This window comes from Halorubrum halophilum (assembly GCF_000739595.1).
GTDB lineage: Archaea > Halobacteriota > Halobacteria > Halobacteriales > Haloferacaceae > Halorubrum > Halorubrum halophilum.
Window position 1 is genome coordinate 12,064 of the sequence record NZ_BBJP01000030.1, and the last position, 19,071, is coordinate 31,134.

Annotated in this window: 21 protein-coding genes; 6 read left to right on the forward strand and 15 right to left on the reverse strand. The window is 68.3% G+C overall.

The window, feature by feature from the left end; all coding sequences use genetic code 11:
- Nucleotides 1-2: 2 nt before the first annotated feature.
- Nucleotides 3-1,184: a DNA primase gene (locus ACP96_RS10190; protein ID WP_050033227.1), complete on the forward strand. Its 1,182-nt coding sequence runs from the start codon at nt 3-5 to the stop codon at nt 1,182-1,184.
- Nucleotides 1,185-1,188: 4 nt separating this feature from the next.
- Here ACP96_RS10190 and ACP96_RS10195 read toward each other — a convergent pair whose 3' ends face one another.
- The gene (locus ACP96_RS10195) at nt 1,189-1,407 is read right to left on the reverse strand and encodes a DUF7472 family protein (RefSeq protein WP_050023853.1); all 219 of its coding nucleotides are present in this window, start codon (nt 1,405-1,407) and stop codon (nt 1,189-1,191) included.
- Between the two features lie 179 nt (nt 1,408-1,586).
- Here ACP96_RS10195 and ACP96_RS10200 point away from each other — a divergent pair, with 179 nt between their 5' ends.
- Together ACP96_RS10200 and ACP96_RS10205 are read left to right on the forward strand one after the other, a co-directional pair.
- Complete coding sequence (locus ACP96_RS10200) at nt 1,587-2,249, forward strand: SWIM zinc finger family protein (RefSeq protein WP_050033228.1); 663 nt, start codon at nt 1,587-1,589, stop codon at nt 2,247-2,249.
- A 104-nt stretch (nt 2,250-2,353) separates the two neighbouring features.
- Nucleotides 2,354-2,719 carry a hypothetical protein gene (locus ACP96_RS10205; RefSeq protein ID WP_050023851.1) on the forward strand — a complete coding sequence of 122 codons (366 nt, stop codon included), beginning with the start codon at nt 2,354-2,356 and terminating at the stop codon, nt 2,717-2,719.
- A gap of 143 nt (nt 2,720-2,862) precedes the next feature.
- Here the strand turns inward: ACP96_RS10205 and ACP96_RS10210 are convergent, their stop codons facing one another.
- The 4 genes from ACP96_RS10210 to ACP96_RS10225 all read right to left on the reverse strand — a co-directional run bounded on the left by ACP96_RS10210 (nt 2,863) and on the right by ACP96_RS10225 (nt 5,218).
- Nucleotides 2,863-3,054, reverse strand: a complete 192-nt coding sequence (locus ACP96_RS10210) for a hypothetical protein (protein WP_050033229.1) — start codon at nt 3,052-3,054, stop codon at nt 2,863-2,865.
- A gap of 128 nt (nt 3,055-3,182) precedes the next feature.
- The gene (gene rpl12p, locus ACP96_RS10215; RefSeq protein WP_050033230.1) at nt 3,183-3,524 is read right to left on the reverse strand and encodes a 50S ribosomal protein P1; all 342 of its coding nucleotides are present in this window, start codon (nt 3,522-3,524) and stop codon (nt 3,183-3,185) included.
- A gap of 18 nt (nt 3,525-3,542) precedes the next feature.
- Nucleotides 3,543-4,583: a 50S ribosomal protein L10 gene (locus ACP96_RS10220; RefSeq protein ID WP_050033231.1), complete on the reverse strand. Its 1,041-nt coding sequence runs from the start codon at nt 4,581-4,583 to the stop codon at nt 3,543-3,545.
- Nucleotides 4,580-5,218 carry a 50S ribosomal protein L1 gene (locus ACP96_RS10225; RefSeq protein ID WP_050023848.1) on the reverse strand — a complete coding sequence of 213 codons (639 nt, stop codon included), beginning with the start codon at nt 5,216-5,218 and terminating at the stop codon, nt 4,580-4,582. Before ACP96_RS10225 ends, ACP96_RS10220 begins: the two co-directional genes overlap by 4 nt.
- 278 nt (nt 5,219-5,496) lie before the next feature.
- On the opposite strand from ACP96_RS10225, the gene ACP96_RS10230 reads away from it, so the two are divergent.
- On the forward strand, nt 5,497-7,041 hold the full coding sequence (locus ACP96_RS10230; RefSeq protein ID WP_050023909.1) for an acyl-CoA carboxylase subunit beta: 1,545 nt from the start codon (nt 5,497-5,499) through the stop codon (nt 7,039-7,041).
- Nucleotides 7,041-7,376, forward strand: a complete 336-nt coding sequence (locus ACP96_RS10235; RefSeq protein ID WP_050033232.1) for a hypothetical protein — start codon at nt 7,041-7,043, stop codon at nt 7,374-7,376. The genes ACP96_RS10230 and ACP96_RS10235 overlap by 1 nt, the downstream gene beginning before the upstream one ends.
- Before the next feature lie 159 nt (nt 7,377-7,535).
- Here ACP96_RS10235 and ACP96_RS10240 read toward each other — a convergent pair whose 3' ends face one another.
- Nucleotides 7,536-7,784, reverse strand: coding sequence for a hypothetical protein (locus ACP96_RS10240; protein WP_050033233.1), 249 nt, complete (start codon nt 7,782-7,784; stop codon nt 7,536-7,538).
- A 140-nt stretch (nt 7,785-7,924) separates the two neighbouring features.
- Here ACP96_RS10240 and ACP96_RS10245 point away from each other — a divergent pair, with 140 nt between their 5' ends.
- Entirely contained in the window at nt 7,925-9,817 is a 1,893-nt protein-coding gene (locus ACP96_RS10245) for an ATP-binding protein (RefSeq protein ID WP_050033234.1), read from the forward strand.
- 57 nt (nt 9,818-9,874) lie between these two features.
- Here the strand turns inward: ACP96_RS10245 and flaJ are convergent, their stop codons facing one another.
- The 9 genes from flaJ to cheY form a co-directional block, all read right to left on the reverse strand.
- On the reverse strand, nt 9,875-11,611 hold the full coding sequence (flaJ, locus tag ACP96_RS10250; protein ID WP_050023841.1) for an archaellar assembly protein FlaJ: 1,737 nt from the start codon (nt 11,609-11,611) through the stop codon (nt 9,875-9,877).
- A 2-nt stretch (nt 11,612-11,613) separates the two neighbouring features.
- A complete protein-coding gene (locus ACP96_RS10255; protein WP_050023839.1) occupies nt 11,614-13,287 on the reverse strand; it encodes a type II/IV secretion system ATPase subunit in 1,674 nt (557 codons plus the stop codon).
- Between the two features lie 76 nt (nt 13,288-13,363).
- The gene (locus tag ACP96_RS10260; protein ID WP_050023837.1) at nt 13,364-14,113 is read right to left on the reverse strand and encodes an ATPase domain-containing protein; all 750 of its coding nucleotides are present in this window, start codon (nt 14,111-14,113) and stop codon (nt 13,364-13,366) included.
- A gap of 2 nt (nt 14,114-14,115) precedes the next feature.
- On the reverse strand, nt 14,116-14,589 hold the full coding sequence (locus tag ACP96_RS10265; protein ID WP_050033235.1) for a flagellar protein G: 474 nt from the start codon (nt 14,587-14,589) through the stop codon (nt 14,116-14,118).
- The gene (locus tag ACP96_RS10270) at nt 14,590-15,042 is read right to left on the reverse strand and encodes a flagellin (protein WP_050033236.1); all 453 of its coding nucleotides are present in this window, start codon (nt 15,040-15,042) and stop codon (nt 14,590-14,592) included. It lies immediately after the preceding gene.
- Complete coding sequence (locus ACP96_RS10275; protein WP_050033237.1) at nt 15,032-16,846, reverse strand: FlaD/FlaE family flagellar protein; 1,815 nt, start codon at nt 16,844-16,846, stop codon at nt 15,032-15,034. Before ACP96_RS10275 ends, ACP96_RS10270 begins: the two co-directional genes overlap by 11 nt.
- Nucleotides 16,847-16,962: 116 nt before the next feature.
- Entirely contained in the window at nt 16,963-17,508 is a 546-nt protein-coding gene (locus ACP96_RS10280; RefSeq protein WP_050033238.1) for a chemotaxis protein CheD, read from the reverse strand.
- The gene (locus tag ACP96_RS10285) at nt 17,505-18,704 is read right to left on the reverse strand and encodes a chemotaxis protein CheC (RefSeq protein ID WP_050033239.1); all 1,200 of its coding nucleotides are present in this window, start codon (nt 18,702-18,704) and stop codon (nt 17,505-17,507) included. The genes ACP96_RS10280 and ACP96_RS10285 overlap by 4 nt, the downstream gene beginning before the upstream one ends.
- On the reverse strand, nt 18,704-19,060 hold the full coding sequence (cheY, locus tag ACP96_RS10290; protein WP_008008138.1) for a chemotaxis protein CheY: 357 nt from the start codon (nt 19,058-19,060) through the stop codon (nt 18,704-18,706). Before cheY ends, ACP96_RS10285 begins: the two co-directional genes overlap by 1 nt.
- Nucleotides 19,061-19,071: the final 11 nt, after the last annotated feature.

Below are 19,071 nucleotides of genomic sequence, written 5' to 3' on the forward strand. Positions count from 1 at the left end.
ACATGGACGCGCTCGACGCCAAGTACCCGTTCTTCGCGACCGCCCGCGAGGCGGTCGCCGACGCCGCGGTGTCGCTGCCGGAGCTCGTCGCGGCCGACGCGCCGGCCGTCGAGCGCGCCCGCGAACGCGTGGAACGCGCCCTGATGGACGGGACGGTCGCCTCAGAGAGCGGCGCGTTCCCCGCCGAGTCGGAGTACGACGCGCAGGCCGAACTGCTCTCGTACCCGATCGCGCGGATCCTCGTCTCGCTTTTAGACTCCCAGCCCGCCATCGAGAAGTACGCCGCCGCCGAGGCCGCGACCGCGATCGACCGGATCCGCGAGGACCTCGCGACCGACGACGAGCTGCGGTCGATGTCGACCCCGACCGTCGCGCTGGACGACGTGCTCGCCGAGTTCGACCTCGCGGACGCAGTGCGGCCGGAGCCCCCGCGACCGTCCGTGGGAGCCGGCGGGGGCGCGGCTGCGACGGGAGCCGGCACCGGTCGGGGAGACGCCGGCCGCGACCCCGAGCATTACTGGATCGCCGTGGGGCCGTACCTCCGGCTTACCTCCCCCTCGTGGGGCGAGTCGTGGCGGCTCGTCAACCGCGCGCTCGCCGACGGCGAGGTGCGCGTCTCCCGCGAGGAGCTGTTGGACGCGCTCGAAGCCGCCGTCGAGGACCGGGTTTGCGAGGGGCTTCCGTTCGAACTCGCCGCCGGCGAGGGGATCGCCGCGGAGCTCGAGTCCGGCGTCGCGGACCTCAAGCGCCTGCTCTCCGAGCGCACCTACGCCGGCCCGGTCGACGTGGTCGCGCCCGCCCTGTTCCCGCCCTGCATGCGGAACCTGATCGAGAAGGCCGAGCGCGGCACGGACCTGTCCCCGCCGGAGTCGTTCGCGCTGATGGCGTTCCTCGTCGGCATCGGGATGAGTCCCGACGAGGTGGTCGCGTTCTGCGCCGACACGAGCCTCGACGCCGAGGGGATCCGGTACCAGACCGAGTACCTGAGCGACGACCGGGGAAGCCAGTACCCGCCGCCGACCTGCGAGACGCTGGCGAACTACGGGATCTGCCACAACGAGGAGGACCACATGCAGGTCGCCGCCGATCCGCTTGCGTACTACGAGCAGCGCGTGGACGAAGCTGACGAGATCACCGACTGGCGGGAGGAGAACGCGACTGCGACAGAAGCGGAGAGCGAGTAGCCGTCTACGCGTCGTCGTCGCCCGCGCGGATGAGGTACGCGCCGACGAGCGCCATCAACAGTACGAACGCGGCGAGCAGCGCGACGAGGGCGATCGCACCGGTCTCCGGCAGTCCGTCGGGACCGCCGAACGCGACCCCGATCCCGACCAGTCCGGCGACGAAGACCGCGGCCGCCGACAGCGAGACCGCGATCTGCCGACGAAGCTCCGCGTCGATTTCCATGTCCGCGAGTTTCCGTCGCCGCTAAAAAAGGACTTCGATGAGGGCGTCGAGGTCGCCGTGACCGAGCCGGTGAACCCGTCTCGAAGGCGGAATATCGGTATCTCAACCCATTTCGCCGGCGAATTTATCCGTTTCTACCACTTATCGTGACGTAAGCGAGGTCCCCCCTCGCGGTCACTATGACGCACACTCGAAACACGCCCGCGTCAGCAGCCTCCGAACCGACCCCGCCGCGAGAGCCGTCCTCGGCGACGTCGCCGCCGCCGTCGGCGGCCTCAGACAGAGACGGCGACCGGTCCGTCCGCGCCGCCGCCGAGGAGATGACGGTCCGCCCGCTCCGCGACCGGCGCTACGTCGTCGAGACCGACGGCGGCACCTACGTGGTCACCCTTGACGCCGGCACCTGTACCTGCCCGGACCACGCGATCCGCGGTTCGCGGTGTAAGCACCTCCGCCGCGTCGCGATGGAGGTGACCGCGGGGTCCGTCCCCGCGCCCGACCAGCGCGTCGGCGTCTGTGCGGTCTGCGGCGCGGAGACGTTCGTCCCGTTCGACGCGAGCGGCGCACAGCTCTGTGACCGACACGCGTTCGAACCCGGCGCGGTCGTCCGCGACCGCGAGACGGGGAAGCGGCTCGTCGTCGTCGCGGTCACGACCGAGCGGGCCGACACCTACCGGACCGAGGAGGGCCGAGCGATCGCCGACTACCCCACGAACGCCGACTACGGCGCCCACGAGCCCGTCGTCGAGGCGGTCTACGCGGAGTCGATCCGGCCGGGTCGGAGCGTCGCGGACTGCGACCGATACGGGTTCCCCGCCTCGCGGCTCTCGAGAGTTCTGTAGGGCTCCGTAACGCACCGTAACATCACGTAACACCCGGAAGCGTTCCCCTTCGGTCCGGACAGCTATTCCCAAGCTACTCGTATCGGCACGGTTCGACGTACCGTATGGAAGAGGGGTCGGACCCGGGGGACGACGGCGCTATCGCGGCCGAACTCCGCCGGCTTCACGAAGTGACCCGTGAGATGACCGCCGCGGCGACCCGCGAGGAGGTGTTCGGGGTCGCGACCGCCGCCGCAAGCGACCTGCTCGGATTCGAGTACAACACCGTCCGAGAGCACGACCCGCGCCGAGACACGCTCGCCCCCGTCGTGGTATCGCCCGCTCTCAGGGCGGTCGGCGGAGAGCGACGACCGTACGTCCGAGGTGAGTCGGTACAGTGGGAGGCGTTCGACGACGGGGAGATACGGGTGTACCAACGCGTGGCGGCGATCGACGACGACGCGGACCGCGACGGCGTACCGACCGGCTAACGGCGGCGATCCGGGGGGGCTCGGACTCGCCATCGTCGCCGATGTCGCCGCCGCGCACGGCTGGTCGCTCTCGCTGACGACAAGTCGAGTCGGCGGCGCCCGCGTGGAAATAGCGACCGGCGGCACCCCCGACGGGAAGGGGCTCACCCGGCGAGGTGGCTGATGTCCCGACGGAGCGTGTACCCCTTCGGCACCCCGACATCGCCCAGACAGTCCTCGCACAGCACCCGCTCGTAGTCGCGGTTCGTCTCCTTCTCGAGCAGCGAGACGTCTCCGATCGGCAGCACCGACTCGCACCGATCGCACTCGACCTTGTCGCCGTCGACGATCTTCATCACCTCTCCGTTTCCGAGATCGGTATATAAACTCGCGGACGGCGTTATCACTCGGGATAGCGAGCCCGATAAAAAGCGAATGTTGAAGAGTCGGTCGGCGCGGTCGGAGTCTCGGCGGTCGTCCGGCGTTAGCCGAAGAGTTCGCCGAGGCCCTCGCCGCCGTCGCCGTCTTCCTCGTCGTCGTCCGCCGCTTCCTCGGCGGCGTCCTCGTCGTCATCGTCGGCCTCGTCGTCGGCCTCGTCGGCCTCCGCGGCGTCCGCGGAGCCGCCCGAGGCGGCGCCGGCGGCCGGGGCCGCGGCGGCCGTCTCGATGGCCTCCTCGATGTCGACATCCTCCAGCGCGGCGACGAGCGCCTTGACGCGGGATTCCTCGACGTCGACGCCGGCGGCTTCGAGCACGCCGGTGACGTTGTCTTCGTTGATCTCTTCGCCAGTCTCGTTCAGGATGAGCGCAGCGTAAACGTATTCCATTGGTGTATCCTCGTGGTGTTATCCGAACATCGCGCCGAGACCCTCGCCGCCGTCGCCGTCGTCGTCGTCGGCGTCGTCGTCGGTCGCCTCAGCGTCGTCCGTCTCGTCTTCTTCCTCCGCCTGTTCCTCTTCCTCGTCGGCGTCGTCCGTCTCGGGAGCCGGGGCGGCTTCGACGCCCTGCAGCTCCTCGGGGAGCGCCTCCTCGTCGTCGATCTGGGCCGCGAGCGAGCGGAGCTGGGCGTCGGCCTTCCCGATGAGGTCGGGCACGACGTCCGGGCTCTCGATCTCCGCGAACAGCCCGACGGACTTCGCCTCGCCGGACGCCTTCGCGAGAAGGGTGCCGGCGGTGGCGGCCGTCGGGTACGCGGCGTTGACCGAGAGGTTCCGCGCGGCGGCGGCCGCCGAGCGGATGTCCGCCTCGTACTCGTCGACGTCGATCTCGAGCTCGTCCGGCTCGAACAGGACGCCGTCGGAGTAGACGCCCTTGAGGTCGAGCCCGACTTCCTTCGGCTCGATGCCGAGCTCCGTCAGGACGTTCGCGAGGTCGTCGTCGACGACCTCGCCCTCGTCGAGGACCTTCGAGTCCTCGGTGACCATGATCGAGCCGTCCTGGATGCGCGCGGCCGCGCCGACCGTCTGGAGCTCGCCGACGAACGGCCCCGGGTCGACGCCCGTGTCACCCTCGGGGATGACGACGTCGTTGGGGGCGACCTCGCCCGCGTTGATCGGGGCGGGGGTCTTCGAGGCTTCCAGCTGCTTGAAGAGACCGAACGGATTGTCGTTCGTGCCGATGAGCGCGACCTGACCCGCGACGTACTGGGTCAGCTCTTCGACGCCGTCGTTCACCTCTTCGAGCGCGCGGACGGTGAGCGTGTTGCGGCTCATCCGGACGTCCGCGGAGCCGTGCAGCTCGCGGCGCATGGCCTGGAGCTGACGGCTCGGGATGCCGGCGACGCCGACGATCCCGACTGAGTTGAACGAGCGGATGAAGTCGACGAGTTCGTCGACCTCCTCCTGTTTCCACTGCGGGATCGTCTCGGTCTTTCGGACCGAGCTCATACGGGCACCTCCTTGGCGGGACCCATCGTGGTCTTCACGTAGATCCCGTCGATGTTCAGCGGGCCCTTCTCGAGGCTCGCTTCGAGTCGCCGGACGATGACGTCGATGTTGTCCGAAATCGCGTCGGGGCCCATGTCCTCGGCACCGACACGGGTGTGGAACGTGCGCCGGTCGCGCGACCGGAGCTGCACGGTGTTTTTCATCCGGTTGACTGTGTCGACGATGTCGTCGTCCGGCTGCAGTGGGGTAGGCATCTTCCCGCGCGGACCGAGGACGGTACCGAGGTACCGACCGATGTCCTGCATCAGGTTGGCCTCTGCGACGAAGAAGTCGGTCTCGCCGGCCAGATCCTTTGCGCGGTCGTCGTCGTCTCCTAAGTCTTCGAGGTCGTCGCTGTCAAGCACTTGATCAGCGACTTCCTCTGCGCGGACGGCGGTTTCGCCCTCCGCGAAGACGACGATCTGTGTCTCCTGCCCCGTTCCAGCCGGCAGCACGACGGACTCGTCGATGCGGTTCGACGGATCGTTGAGGTCGAGGTCTCGCAGGTTGATCGCGATGTCCACGGTCTCGCGGAAGTTCCGCTCGGGCGCATCGTCGAGTGCGAGGGTTACGGCCTCTTGTATTGTGTCTGCCATTTTCACCTCCGTAGTACGCAGGTCGCTCCTACGGGTCAGTGAAACAGGCGAAGCCTGTCTCACCGGAGAGTGGTCCATCGGAGGTTTAAAAGCGTCGAACCGCACGTCCGGGTGTGAACCGGAGACAGGGGCCGTGCGGGCGGTTCTCGACCGGCACCTCGACCGACGCTCAGCGCTCGATTCGACGCGCGTCGAACGCGAGAACGTCGCGTAGGGGAACCCTTTTGATGCCGCTGTCCGACCCACGAGGTAATGACTCAGGGTGGTCCGGCGTGACGATGGACGACCGTATCGAGGACCTCCGCGAGCGCCGCGAGCGGGCGGCGCTCGGCGGCGGCGAGGATCGGATCGAGTCCCAACACGAGAAGGGGAAGATGACCGCACGCGAGCGGATCGATTACTTCCTCGACGACGGGACGTTCCACGAGTTCGACCGGTTCCGCACCCACCGGAACCACAAGTTCGGCACCGAGGAACAGCAGATCCCGGGTGACGGCGTCGTCACGGGGTACGGCGAGGTGAACGGGCGGAAGACGTTCGTCTTCGCGCACGACTTCACCGTCTTCGGCGGGTCGCTCGGCGAGGTGTTCGCCGAGAAGGTGTGTAAGGTGATGGACAAGGCGATGGACGTGGGCGCGCCCGTCGTCGGTCTCAACGACTCCGCCGGCGCCCGCATCCAGGAGGGCGTCGAGGCGCTCGGGGGCTTCGCGGAGATCTTCCGGCGCAACACGGAGGCGTCCGGCGTGATTCCCCAGATCTCGGCGATCATGGGACCCTGTGCCGGCGGGGCGGTCTACTCCCCTGCCATCACGGACTTCACGTTCATGGTCAAGGACACCTCGCACATGTTCATCACCGGCCCGGACGTCATCGAGACCGTCACGGGCGAGGAGGTGAGCTTCGAGGAGCTCGGCGGCGCGGTGACCCACACCTCGACCTCCGGCGTCGCGCACTTCGCCGAGGAGAGCGAGGAGGAGGCGTTGGACAACATCGCGCGGCTGCTCTCGTACCTCCCCGCCAACAACGTCGAGGATCCGCCCCGCGTCGAGCCGTGGGACGACCCCGAGCGCGCCGACGAGGAGCTGGGCGACATCGTCCCGAACGCGCCCCGGAAGCCGTACGACATGAAGGAGGTTATCGGCAGCGTCGTCGACGAGGGGTCCTTCTTCGAGGTGCAGGAGAACTTCGCGAAGAACATCGTCGTCGGCTTCGGCCGGCTCGACGGCCACTCGATCGGGATCGTCGCCAACAACCCCCGCGTGAACGCCGGCACGCTCGACATCGAGTCGAGCCAGAAGGGCGCGCGGTTCGTCCGGTTCTGTGACGCCTTCAACATCCCCATCCTCACCTTCGAGGACGTGCCCGGGTTCATGCCCGGCACGGATCAGGAGCACAACGGGATCATCCGCCACGGCGCAAAGCTGCTGTACGCCTTCTCAGAGGCGACCGTTCCGCTCCTGACCGTCATCACCCGGAAGGCGTACGGCGGGGCCTACTGCGTGATGTCGTCGAAGCACATCGGCGGGGACGTGAACTACGCGTGGCCGACCGCCGAGATCGCAGTGATGGGCCCGAAGGGCGCCGTCAACGTCCTCTACCGCGAGGAGCTGGAAGCCGCGGACGACCCCGACGCGCGCAGACAGGAGCTCATCGACGAGTACCGCGAGGAGTTTGCGAACCCGTACACCGCCGCCGACCGCGGCTTCGTCGACGACGTGATCGAGCCAGCGGAGACACGCGCGCGGCTGATCGACGACCTCCAGATGCTGAAGGGGAAGCGCTCGGAGGCGCCCGAGAAGAAACACGGCAACATCCCGATCTGATGGCGACCGACGCACCCGAACCGGACGACGCGGCGGCCGAATCGGGCGGCACCGCGCCCGGCGATGACGCCGCCGTCGCCCTCGACGGCCTGTCGATCCCGGACGACGCCGGCGACGAGGAGGCCGCCGCCATCGCCGCCGCGGTCGCGGCCCACCTCCGAGACGGCGAACGCGCCGCCGCCGCGGCCGCCGCGGCAGACGACGAGCCGGACTGGGAGGGCGAGCGCTGGTCGTTCGCCGGTCGAGTCGATCGGCTGCAGAATCGGTCGGTCCGCGTCCCCGTCGACGCGCCGACCGACCCGTGGACCGCGGCCGGTCGCGCCGACCGGTTCTGAGTCGAACCGCGCGCATTCCCCCGGCGGCCGACCTCAGTAGCCTCCGATAGTCCGGCGGTTCGGCCGCCATGCGAACCCGTTGCAGGGCGCATCGGAGAATACGTTCGATCGCGTATATAGCTACGGCCAATATCTGTAGCCGGGTCTATCGCCGACGGGTCATGCGTCGCGCGAGTCGTCGGCGTCAGCGTCGCCGTCTCCCTTCGTTTCGATCGGCTCGCCGCGCCACTCGTCCGGCGAACCGCCGCCGAGGAGCCGGTTGAGGACGATCGGCACGACGCCCGCGAGGAAGACGAGAACCCCGATCCGAACGAGCAGCGAGGCGTCGGTCAGCAGGGTCGCGGCGAGGTACGCGCCCGCCGCGACCAGCACCGACGGCAACACGTAGGGATTTCCGGCAGAGAGCATGTCCGGACATGGGGTCCGGCAGGCTCTTAATCGTCTCGGAGGGTCGCGGCGGGCGCCGACGCGGTACGACGATCGTCGTGAGTGCCCGTCGTCGCGGACCGATAGAATGAGGTGGGTTATGGTGGAATAACCGTGTAAGAATGTTCGACAAGGTTCTGGTCGCGAACCGCGGGGAGATCGCGGTTCGGGTGATGCGCGCCTGTGCGGAGCTGGGTGTCGACACCGTCGCCGTCTACAGCGACGCGGACAAACACGGCGGCCACGTCCGGTACGCGGACGAGGCGTACAACGTCGGGCCGGCGCGCGCCGCCGACTCGTACCTCGACGGCGAGGCGGTCGTCGACGCCGCGCAGGCGGCCGGAGCCGACGCGATCCATCCGGGCTACGGCTTCCTCGCCGAGAACGCCGACTTCGCGGCCCGCGTCGAGGCCGCCGACGGGATCACCTGGGTCGGCCCCGCAAGCGACGCGATGGAGCGGCTCGGGGAGAAGACCCACGCCCGCCGGGTGATGGACGACGCCGACGTGCCCATCGTTCCGGGAACGACCGAGCCCGTCACCGACGCCGAGGCCGTGACCGAGTTCGGCGACGAGCACGGCTACCCCGTCGCGATCAAGGCCGAGGGGGGCGGCGGCGGTCGCGGGATGAAGGTCGTCGAGAGCGCCGACGAGGCCGAGGAGGCGCTCGAGTCCGCCAAGCGCGAGGGCGAGGCGTACTTCTCGAACGACTCCGTCTACCTCGAACGCTACCTGCAGAACCCGCGCCACATCGAGGTACAGATCGTCGCGGACGATCCGGACGGCGACGCCGGCGTCGACGCCGATCGGTCCCTCGGCGAGAGCGACGTGGTCCACCTCGGCGAGCGCGACTGCTCGCTCCAGCGCCGCCACCAGAAGGTGATCGAGGAGGGTCCCTCCCCCGCGCTCTCCGACGAACTGCGCGAGCGGATCGGCGAGGCCGCGCGCCGCGGCGTCGCCGCCGCCGACTACACCAACGCCGGCACCGTCGAGTTCCTCGTCGAGGAGGACGTGGACCGCGACCCCTCGGAGCCGCTCGGGCCGGACACGCCCTTCTACTTCCTCGAGGTCAACACCCGGATTCAGGTCGAACACACCGTCACCGAGGAGCTGACGGGGATCGACATCGTGAAAGAGCAGCTCCGGGTCGCCAGCGGCGAGGGACTCTCCGTCTCGCAGGACGACGTGGCGCTCGACGGCCACGCGATCGAGTTCCGGATCAACGCCGAGAACGCCGCGAAGGAGTTCCAGCCCGCCAACGAGGGCCGGCTCGACACGTACGACCCGCCCGGCGGGATCGGCGTTCGCGTCGACGACGCGCTCCGACAGGGCGACGAGCTGGTCACCGACTACGACTCGATGATCGCGAAGCTGATCGTGTGGGCTCCGGACCGCGAGGAGTGTCTCGCTCGGTCGAAGCGCGCGCTCGCGGAGTACGACTTGGAGGGCGTCGTCACCATCGTCCCGTTCCACCGGCTCATGCTCGACGACGAGCGATTCGTCGACGGCACGCATACGACGAAGTACCTCGACGAGGAGCTCGACGAGGCGCTGATCGCGGAGGCGCAGGAGAAGTGGGGCACCGAGTCGGCGTCGGCGAGCGACGACGACGAGGAGGTGTCCGAACGCGAGTTCACCGTCGAGGTGAACGGCAAGCGCTTCGAGGTCGAACTGGAGGAGCGCGGCGCGCCCGCGATTCCGATGCCAGAGGGCGGGGCGGGCGGCAGCGGCGGCGGCCAGCAGCGCCCCCCGCAGGCGAAATCCGACGACGGGGGCGACGACGCAGTTGACGTGGCCGAGGGCGGCGAGGCCATCGAGGCGGAGATGCAGGGGACGATCCTCTCGGTCGACGTCGACGAGGGTGACGAGGTCGCCGCCGGCGACGTGGTCTGCGTGCTCGAGGCGATGAAGATGGAGAACGACGTGGTCGCCGAGCGCGGTGGCACCGTCGCGAGCGTCCACGTCGGCGAGGGCGACAGCGTCGACATGGGCGACGTGCTGATCGTTCTGGAGTAGCGGCGCTCCCTCCGCCGACTCGGTGGTTTATAACGGGTAGAGAGACAGTTTCAGCCCCTAGATCGATAGGAGCGCGTTCACCAGCGACCGGGTCGCGATCGCCGTCGCCGCGCCGAGCCACGTCAGCAGGACGAAGTGGATGTACCCGTTCGCGGGGTTCCCGCCGTCGATCCGGCGGATCATCTGCGAGGAGAGCGCGGCGTTGAACAGCACCACCGTGAGCAGCAGGTACTCGATGAGCGGGATGTCGTACGCGCCGGGGTAGACGATCTGCCCGATGTCCATCTGGTCGAGCTGGAAGTCGGCCGTCAGGTCCGCGAGGATGGCGACGATCTCTAACCCGATGAAGAAGGCGAACGTCGCCGCCGCCGTGATCCCGTACAGCAGCCCGATGAAAGTCATCGCCGCCTGCCGGCGCTGCTCGCGGAGCTGGTTGACGGCGTTCATGTTCTTCGATATCAGCTCGCCGAGCATCTTCGGGTCGCCGCCCATCCGCCGACCGACGAGGTACATCTCCGAGAACTTCTGGATGAGGTACGACCGCGTGTCGTAGGTGAACTCCTCCCACGCGCCCTCGGTGCTGATCCGCATGTTAAGTCGGCGGTAGAGCCGTTCGATCGCCGGCGAGAGGTCGCCGAAGTTCTTGTCGCGCAGCGTGGTCAACACGTCTGTCGTCGTCGACTGCTTGGCGCTCTCGGTGGCGCCGAGCGCCCGGACGAAGGAGGGGAACTCGCCGTCGCGGGCCGTGATCATCTGTTCCTCCTGTCTGAGCACGACCCCGGTGATAAAGAGGGGAGAGATCGGCACCGCGAGGTACAGCGGGAGTCGCACATCGTCGATAAAGAAGAGCAGTCCCGGAAGCCCGGGACCGTACCCGAACATCCCGGCGGCCGTGATCCCGATAATGAGGAAGGAGAGCCCGCCGCCGATCCCGAGCGACGCCCACAGCTTCAGGTCGCCGGGGGCGCGCTCGTCGGGGTGGTACCAGATCGGGTCGTACGGCGAGGTCGCGCGGATCATCGCGTAGAAGCCGAGCTGAACGAAGACGAAGAGGACGATGACGGCCGACACCGTCGCGGTCGGGTCGTTCCCGGTGAGAATCGGGAGGACGATCGCGAACACTAGCGCGAACGTCATCGAGAGGATCATCGACATGTACAGGTCCTTCATCACCTCCAGGTTCGACAGCGAGGACTCGTAGAGCGTCTCGTACTTCGCGAGCATGACGTCCTGCTCCGAGACGAGGAACTCCTCTAGCGACTGGCCCGCGCCCATCGTGTAGCCGAGTCGATCGAAGAAGTCGGCCATCGCGTCGGAGGGGACCTCCTCGGCCCGCCGGCGACACGCGTCGTCGAGGCTCTGGTTCCAGGTGTCGACGAGGTGGACGACCCGGTTGATCTCCTCGGCGGCGACGCCGTACTCCTCCTCTTTCGCTAGGGTTCGGAACACCTCCATGCGGTCGATGTTCGTCGTCGACAGCACAGTCATGTGGGTCATCACGAGATGCAGTTGGTTGTCGATCTTGTTCTCTAAGCTGGAGAGGTAGATCTTCGGGTAGATGACCGCGGCCACCAACACGAGCCCGCCGAACATCGGGACGGGAATCCGTGCCGCGAGCGGCAGGGGAAGGACGAACAGCCCGACGACGCTCGCGAGGAAGACGAGGACCGACGGAACCAGCACGAGCCCGACGTACTTCCGCTTCGAGATGTCGAGCTTGTCGTACGACTCCATCACGGCCGAGGTCAGCTGCGCGGCCGTCGCGAGCCCGTTGCCGACCTCCTTCACCGCCATGGCTATCTGACGTTCCGGTGCATGTCGAAGGGGAGCCCCTCGACGCCGTCGCGCTGGAAGGAGTTGATCGCGTCGTTGACCTCGTGGTAGCCGAGGATGTCCTCTTGGATCATCCGCTCGATAAGCTCCGCGCGGAACTCCAAGTCGTCGTAGATATCGCGGGTGTCGGCGTACCCCAGAAGCGTCGCGATCTGCTCTTCGAGCACGTAGGAGTTGTTCATCCCCTGGAAGACGATCTCGTCTTCGACGGGGTCCCAGCTGAACACCTCGCGGGTGACGACGCCCTCCATCTCCTTGGAGTACCCCTCGATCTCCTGGACGCTCGTCACCCGGCGGAGCACGTCGTCGCCCTGTTTCACCCGGTTCTGGAACAGCGCCACGTCGGCGTTGTCCATGAACGTCTCCGGGACGTTGATCGGCTCGGAGGTGAACCGCTGGATCATCGAGACGATGTCGGACGCGTGGAACGTCAGCATGACCGGGTGCCCCGTCTGGGCCGCCTGGAACGCCATGCGCCCCTCGGCGCCACGCACCTCACCCACGATGATGTAGTCGGGGCGCGACCGCAGCGCGGCGGCGACCAGGTCGAACATGTCCACGTCCGAGGAGCCCTCGCCGCCGCCCTCGCGGGTCAACAGCTGCTGCCAGGTGCTGTGCGGCGGGATGACCTCGGCGGTGTCCTCCGCGGTGTAGATTTTCGAGTCGTCCGGGATGTACGAGAGGATGGCGTTCAGCGTCGTCGTCTTCCCGGACGCCGTCTCCCCGACCACGAACACCGTCTGCTCGTTCTCCAGACAGAGCCAGAGGTACGCCGCCAGCTGCGGCGAGAGCGTCCCCCAGTTGGTGATCTGGTTGATCGACAGCGGCACCTCCTCGCCCTGCCGGATCGTGAGCGAGGAGCCCTTCAGCGACACGTCGTCGGAGTAGATGATGTTGATACGCGAGCCGTCCGGGAGCGTGGAGTCGACGATGGGGTCGGAGTCGGAGAGGGGGTCGCCGATCCGCTCGCCCATGTTGCGCAGCCAGTTGTCGAACTCCTGCGGCGTGCCGAAGTCGACGGTCGTCTCCAACATGCCGAAGGTGCCGTGATCGACGTGACACTCCTTCGGACCGATGACGTGAATGTCCTCGTTGGCCGTGTCACGCATCACCGGTTCGAGCGGGCCGAGTCCGACGATGTCGCGGTTGAGCCGATAGCGGATGCTCTCGTAGGTCTCCTCGGTGACCGACAGCTTTCCCATGTTGAGCACCTTCGAGAGGCTGCCGCGGAACCCCTGGTTCTGCTCGTCGACGTGCGTGACCTCCTCCAACAGCTCCTCGATGAGGTCGTCGTACTCGGCCTCCGAGTCCGGGGCGCTGTGCTGACCGCTCACCGTGAGGAGCCGGTTTTTCACCTCGTTCAAGACTTCCGCCTGCGGCCCGGACACCTCCGGCTCGATGGCGTAGTACTTGGTGTCCTGCCCGAGGTCGCCGTAGATGTGGCTGTAGATCGGTCCGCCGACGGGGTAGATGACGTTGGGGCGGTTCGACTCGTACTCGTCTTTCGGCTCCTCGATGAACTGCGGGAACTCCCCGGTGATCTGTTTGAACTCCCGCAGGTGCTCGCGGAGGTGTGGCCGCCGCATGGCCGCCTTCCGGAGCTCGTCCGACGGTTTCGCTGTGCCGTGTTCGGTCATGGTCTACTCCGTGTCTCCTGTCGGGTCGGTCGCGTCCCGGTCGCCGGGACGGCTGTGCGTCGACTCGTCCATGGGTTCAGGCGACGCTCCGGCTCTCGATGACGATTCCGGTCCCCGAGCGCACCGAGAACCCGATCGTGTCGCCGACCTGTTCGCCCATTCCCGCGAACCGCTTCACGTTGATCTGCCGGCGGATGTCGTTCCCGACCTCGATCATCTCCAGCTGGAGGAACACGTCGGCGATGGACCGGAACGGGCCGATCGCGTCGTCGTCGACGGCCGAGGGGTCGACCGTGAGCACCACCACCTTCCCCTGCGAGATGATCTCCCGGAAGAAGGAGATGATCTCCAGGGCGGCCTGTCGCTCCTCGTTCTTCCGAACGAGCGCCTCGAAGGTGGGGTCGTTCCGGAAGATGGCGTCGAACGTGTCGAGGAAGACGACGTCGGAGTTCCACATCGCCTCCGCGTTCATCAGCCGCTTGAGCAGCTCCTTGCGCTCCCCGTCGTCGTCGGAGAACGCCCCGCCGGAGTCGAAATCGGCGTGGAGGAAGAGCATCTCCTCCTGGAGGAGCGGCTTCACCATGTCGTACTCCAGCGAGTGCATCTGGTCGATGAATCCGCGGACGGTGAGCTCGGTCGACATCATCGTCACCGACGCGCCCTCCTCGACGAGCCCGTAGGCGAACCGCTGGGAGATGGCGCTCTTGCCGGCGCCGTAGTCGCCCTCCATGAGGACAATGCTCCCGCGGGGGATCCCCCCGCCGAGCTCCTTGTTCAGTCGGTCGCGCTCGCCGAGGCCCAAGGAGAGGAGGTTGTCGTGGGGCACGGTTAGCTCCCCCCTTCCACGCGGAACTGGAACAGCTCTTCGTCGCCGTTGACGGTGACGAACACCCGGTGGTCGCCGTCGGCGAGCTGTCCCGTGTCGATCGTGAGCCGCAACACGTCGCCCCGGCTCCACGCCGCGCCCGCGTCGGCGGAGACGAGCTTGCCGTTGATCGCGCTCGGCCCGACGTACTGGCCGTCGAAGACGACGTCGAGGTCCGAGCCGTCGGGCGCGAGTCGATAGGTGCCGGTGTTCTTTATTAAGAGGGTCACGTTCTCCTCGGTGGCGTCGTACACCCCCGCGTTCGCGTCGGAGATGATCGTCACGTCGGTCCGGAGCGTCTCGGTCGCGTCCAGCCCGGCGTCGTCGACCGCCGCGCTCACGCGATCGACTCCGGTGGTGATCGTGCCGACCACGCCGGCCGCGATCACGAGGCTCGCGATGAACAGGATGAGGTGCGAGACGGGAACGCTGGCCATCTACGCGCTCACCTCCGCCGTGTCGCGAACCCCGGACTCGACGACGAGGACGACGCGGGTGCCGTCCTCGATGTTCGTGTCGGTCTGCGCGACCTCGATGCTCAGCGTCTCCCCGCCGAGCCACAGTTCGGTGTCGCCGTTGCCGTCGACAGTCGTGGCCGCGTTGGCTCCGCCCACGTCGACGTACTCGTTGCCGACGACCAGCGTCGCGTCGCCTGCGACGAGGCCGACGGAGCCGTTGTTAGTCGCGTTGACGGTGAGCGTCGTGCCGTCGTACGTCGCGTTCGACACCGCGAACGCCGTGTTCTGCCGTTCGAGCGCGCGCTCGTTCATCCCGTGTTGCGCGTCGGTGACGCGGTCGAACCCGTTGGCCGCGACGGGGTAGAACGTCGTGAACGCGAAGAACAGCCCCGCGACGATGATCGCCGTCGACGCGGAGACGCTAACGCCCATCGCCCCACCCTCCGTCGGCCGGGTCGGCGCGGTCGGAACGCGGGTTCGGGTCGTTCATCGGCCGCGGGGAGCCGCCGTTGCGCTCGCACCCCTCGGAGCCGCGGCGGTCGTCCCGGTCGTCGCGGCGTTCCCCGTGACCGTCCCGTCGCTCCGCGTCGCCCCTGTGACCGTTCTCGCTCGCGCGCCCCTCGCGGCGATCGTCGGAGCGGTCGGGCGCGCGGCGGTCGCGTCCGCCCTCGCGTCGCCCGTATCCGCCGCGTCCACCGCGACCCGACCCCCCCCGCGGCGGGCCGCCGCCGACCAGCGAGCCGCCGGCGAGGTCGTCCCAGCGGTCGAGCAGCAGCAGGTGACCGCTCGTCCCGTTGAGCTGGGTCACGTACCGGAGGCTGCGGGTGTGGTGCTCGCGGACCAGCCGGTCGGTCCCCGGCCGGTCGACGAGGTTGCGGTCGATCGTGCCGAACCCGGAGAGGAAGTCGCGGAGCCGCGCGGCCGCCTCGGGGGCGATCCACTCGATGCGCTCGTAGTAGTTGATCGCGCGCACCGCGTCGGTGACGTCGCTCTCGGAGACGAGGAACTCCAGCCACTCCATCACGAGGAGGTCTCCGACGTAATCGCCGGGCAGCTCCGTGAGATACGGCTTGCCGCGGGTCCCCGAGAGCTCGTCCTGCTGGACGTACTCGAAGCCGTCGCCGTTCGCCTCGGCGGGGTCGCCGCCGGGCTGGGGGCCGCGCGAGCGGTCGGGCTCCGGTTCGGGTTCCGGCTCGGGCTCGTGGCCGTTCGTCGCCGGGTCGTCGTCGACGGGGTCCTCGTCGAACGAGTCCATCCCGTCGTCGAAGTCGACGCCGTCGTCGGGGCCGTCGTCGAACGGGTCCGGCTCGTCGCCGAGGTCCTCCTCGAAGGAGTCGTCCCCGTCGTCGAACGGGTCCTCGTCCGCGGGCCCGTCGGCGTCCGTTTCGGCGCCGTCCTCGTCGGCCCAGTCGGCCTCCCCGGCGTCGTACTCCTCTTTCAGCTCGCTGAAGCTCTTTCCATCGTCGTTCATGTCGTCTCCGTCGTCCGCCGCCGCGGTCTCGGACGCGGCGTCGGCGGGGTCGCCGTCGTCCGTGTGCTCGTCGCCCGGTTCCTCGTCCAGCTCGGCGAACTCGTCGTCGTCCTCGTCCTCGAGGTCGTCGTCGAGCAGGTCGTCGTCGAAGAACCCGTCGGCGTCCGCGTTCGCGACGTCTTCGTCGAGGTCGTCGTCGCCCGCGTTCTCCTCCTCGTCGTCGAAGAGGCCGAACGAGCCCTCGCCGCCGCCGTCGACCCCGTCGAAGCCGCTGGAGTCGTCGACGAACGGGTTGATGCCGCGGGTGACCATCTCGTAGATGTCGAGGAGGTTCCGCACGTCCTCCTCGATGTCGTCGACGGCGGCCGAGATCTCCTCGTTCTCCGAGCGGACGGTCGAGACGGTCGACGAGAGCGAGGCGACCTCGTTCTCCAGATCGTCGAGCCGATTTTCGAGTTCGTCGGTGTCCGCCCCACCACCGCCGCCGTCGTCGTCGAACTCGTCGTCCCACTCGTCCATCCCGTCGAAGTCGTCGAAGTCGTCGCCGCCGCCGCCCATTCCGCCGCCACCGCCCATTCCGCCGCCACCGCCGCCCATCCCTCCGCCGCCGAAGGGGTCGTCGTCGCCGCCCATGCCCCCGGAATCGTCGTCGTCGGAGCCGTCATCGTCGAGGAATCTGTCGAGGACGCTCGCACCGACGAGCCCCAGCGTGGCGACTATCCATGCGGCCGTTGGAGCTCCCCACACCGGTAGTTCGAGGCCCATTACCGTGTACCACCCCCAGAACACACTTCAATTCACCCCTCAAAATATCAGCCGTGAGAAGACATCCGTTCGGCGGGGTTCCAGTGATACCGCGGCACCGTCCGAGCGGAACCCGCTCAAAGCGTCCGCTCGAACCCGTCGGCCGCTCGAACGACAAGCCGCCCGTCCGCCCTGAACCGGACGGTCCGACCGACGCCGTCGCCGACGGCGCGCTCGACCACCGGAATCCCGGCGGCGTCGAGACACTGCTCGGCGCGCGCGACGTTCCTCGGTCCGACCGCGTCCGTGAGGTCGAGCATCTCCGCGCCCCCGGCGACGCGCGCTTCGAGCCGGCCGGGAGACGCGCCCGCAGCCTCCAGCTCCCCGATCAGCGTCTCGATACCCGTGTCGACGTACTTTCCCGGGCGCTCGATGCCGGTGTCGGTTTCGGAGCCGTTCGGCAGCATCGCGTGTAACAGCCCCCGGACGCCGGCCGACCGATCGACGAGCGCCACGGCGACGCACGAACCGAGGCCGCTCGTCGTCAGCGTCTCTCCGCCGGTCGTGATCGACAGATCGCTGACGCCGACCTTGATCCGACCGGCGTCGGGGGGCTCAGAGCCGTCGGAGGTCCCGGAGCCGCCGGGGGGCGCTCGTTCGCGAGACGACGGCGGGTTGCTCACGGCTCCGAGAGACGGTCGAGCGCCCGCGCCAGTTCGCGCTCGTCCGGGAGCGCGTACACGTCGCACCGCGTCTCCACGCCCTCCGTCTGGATCGCGGCGTCGATCACGAACCCGTAGTCCTGCCGCCGGCTCAGCTTCGCGACCAGCGGGCTGATCGTGGCCGAGCCGATGTCGTGGACGAACTCCGGCGGCGAGTGGGTGATCGAGGTGCCGAGCACGTTCGCCCAGCCGTCGATGAATCCGCTCGTCATCACGTTGCCGAGCTCGCAGAGCGCGTTCTCGGCCATCCCACCCAGCGGCTCGTCCGGCTCGCTGGGGAGCATCGAGGCCGCGATCTTCTCCGCGGACTCCTCCTCGAAGAGGATCGCGAGGTAGCCGCTCGGCTCCCCCTGTAACTCGAAGACGGTCCCCGCGTGCGGCTCGACGCCGACCTCCGCGGGCACGTCGGCGAGCGGCACGAACCGCAGCCGGCTCACGTCGACGCTCGTGTCGAGGCCCGTCATCATCGCGATGTTGTCGGCGGCGTTCGCGGAGCCGCGCTTCGCCAGCGACGCGAACGTCGACAGCGACTCGTAGGGGACCGCGGTGCTGTCGGCGCCGTCCTTGCCCGCCCCGCCGTCCGCGCCCGGCGCGGCGGCCGGCGCGGTCTTGCCCACGATGAGGTCGCGGAACTGCCCGGAGTCGGGAAGCATGTAGATCGAGAAGTCCAGATCCGTCGTCGTCGCGTCCAGTCGGCTCTCGAAGAGGAACACCCCGTCGCCGGCGAGCGCCCCGTCGGGGAGGACGGCGGCGCCGTCGGCCTCGAAGTACCGGGGCGGCGTCATGTCGATCGCTTTCCCGAGGTAGTTCGCCCAGCCGTCGAGGAACCCGCCGAGCGCGATGTTGCCGACCTCGGTCACCGCGCTGCGTCCCATCGACGACCCGCCCGGTAACAGCGAGAGCAGGGCGTCGACGTTGTCCGCGTCGAACGCGAGGACCGCCTCGCCCTCCAACCCGCCCCGGAGCCCGACGCTCACGCCGATCGACTCCCGGCCGGCGAACGCCTCGGCGAGGTCCTCGCCGCTGGCGACGCTTGCGCCCGTGACCTCCACGGAGAGATCCGTGCCGGTCAGGTCGGTGAGCGCGCCGGCGGCCTGCCCGGCCCCTCGCTCCGCCAGCCGGTTGCAGGCGCCGAGCGCCCGGACGTCGACGCGCATTATACCGCCGATCCGATGGCGTCGAGCACGTTCGGCTTCTGGAACGGCTTCGTGATGTACCCCTCGGCGCCGGCCTTGATGGCCGCCTTCATCTTCTCCTCCTGCCCGACGCTGGTACACATGATCACCGTCGCTTCCGGGTTCTCTTCGAGGATCTCCGTCGTCGCCTCGATGCCGTCCCGGATCGGCATCACGATGTCCATCATCACGAGATCGGGCCCGTGTTCTTCGTACATGTTGACCGCTTCCACGCCGTTTTCCGCCTCGCCGACGATCTCGAACTCCCCTTCGAGGATCTCCCGGAGCAGGTTCCGCATGAACTCCGAGTCGTCCGCGATAAGCACGCGCGTTGCCATGGTTACTCGAA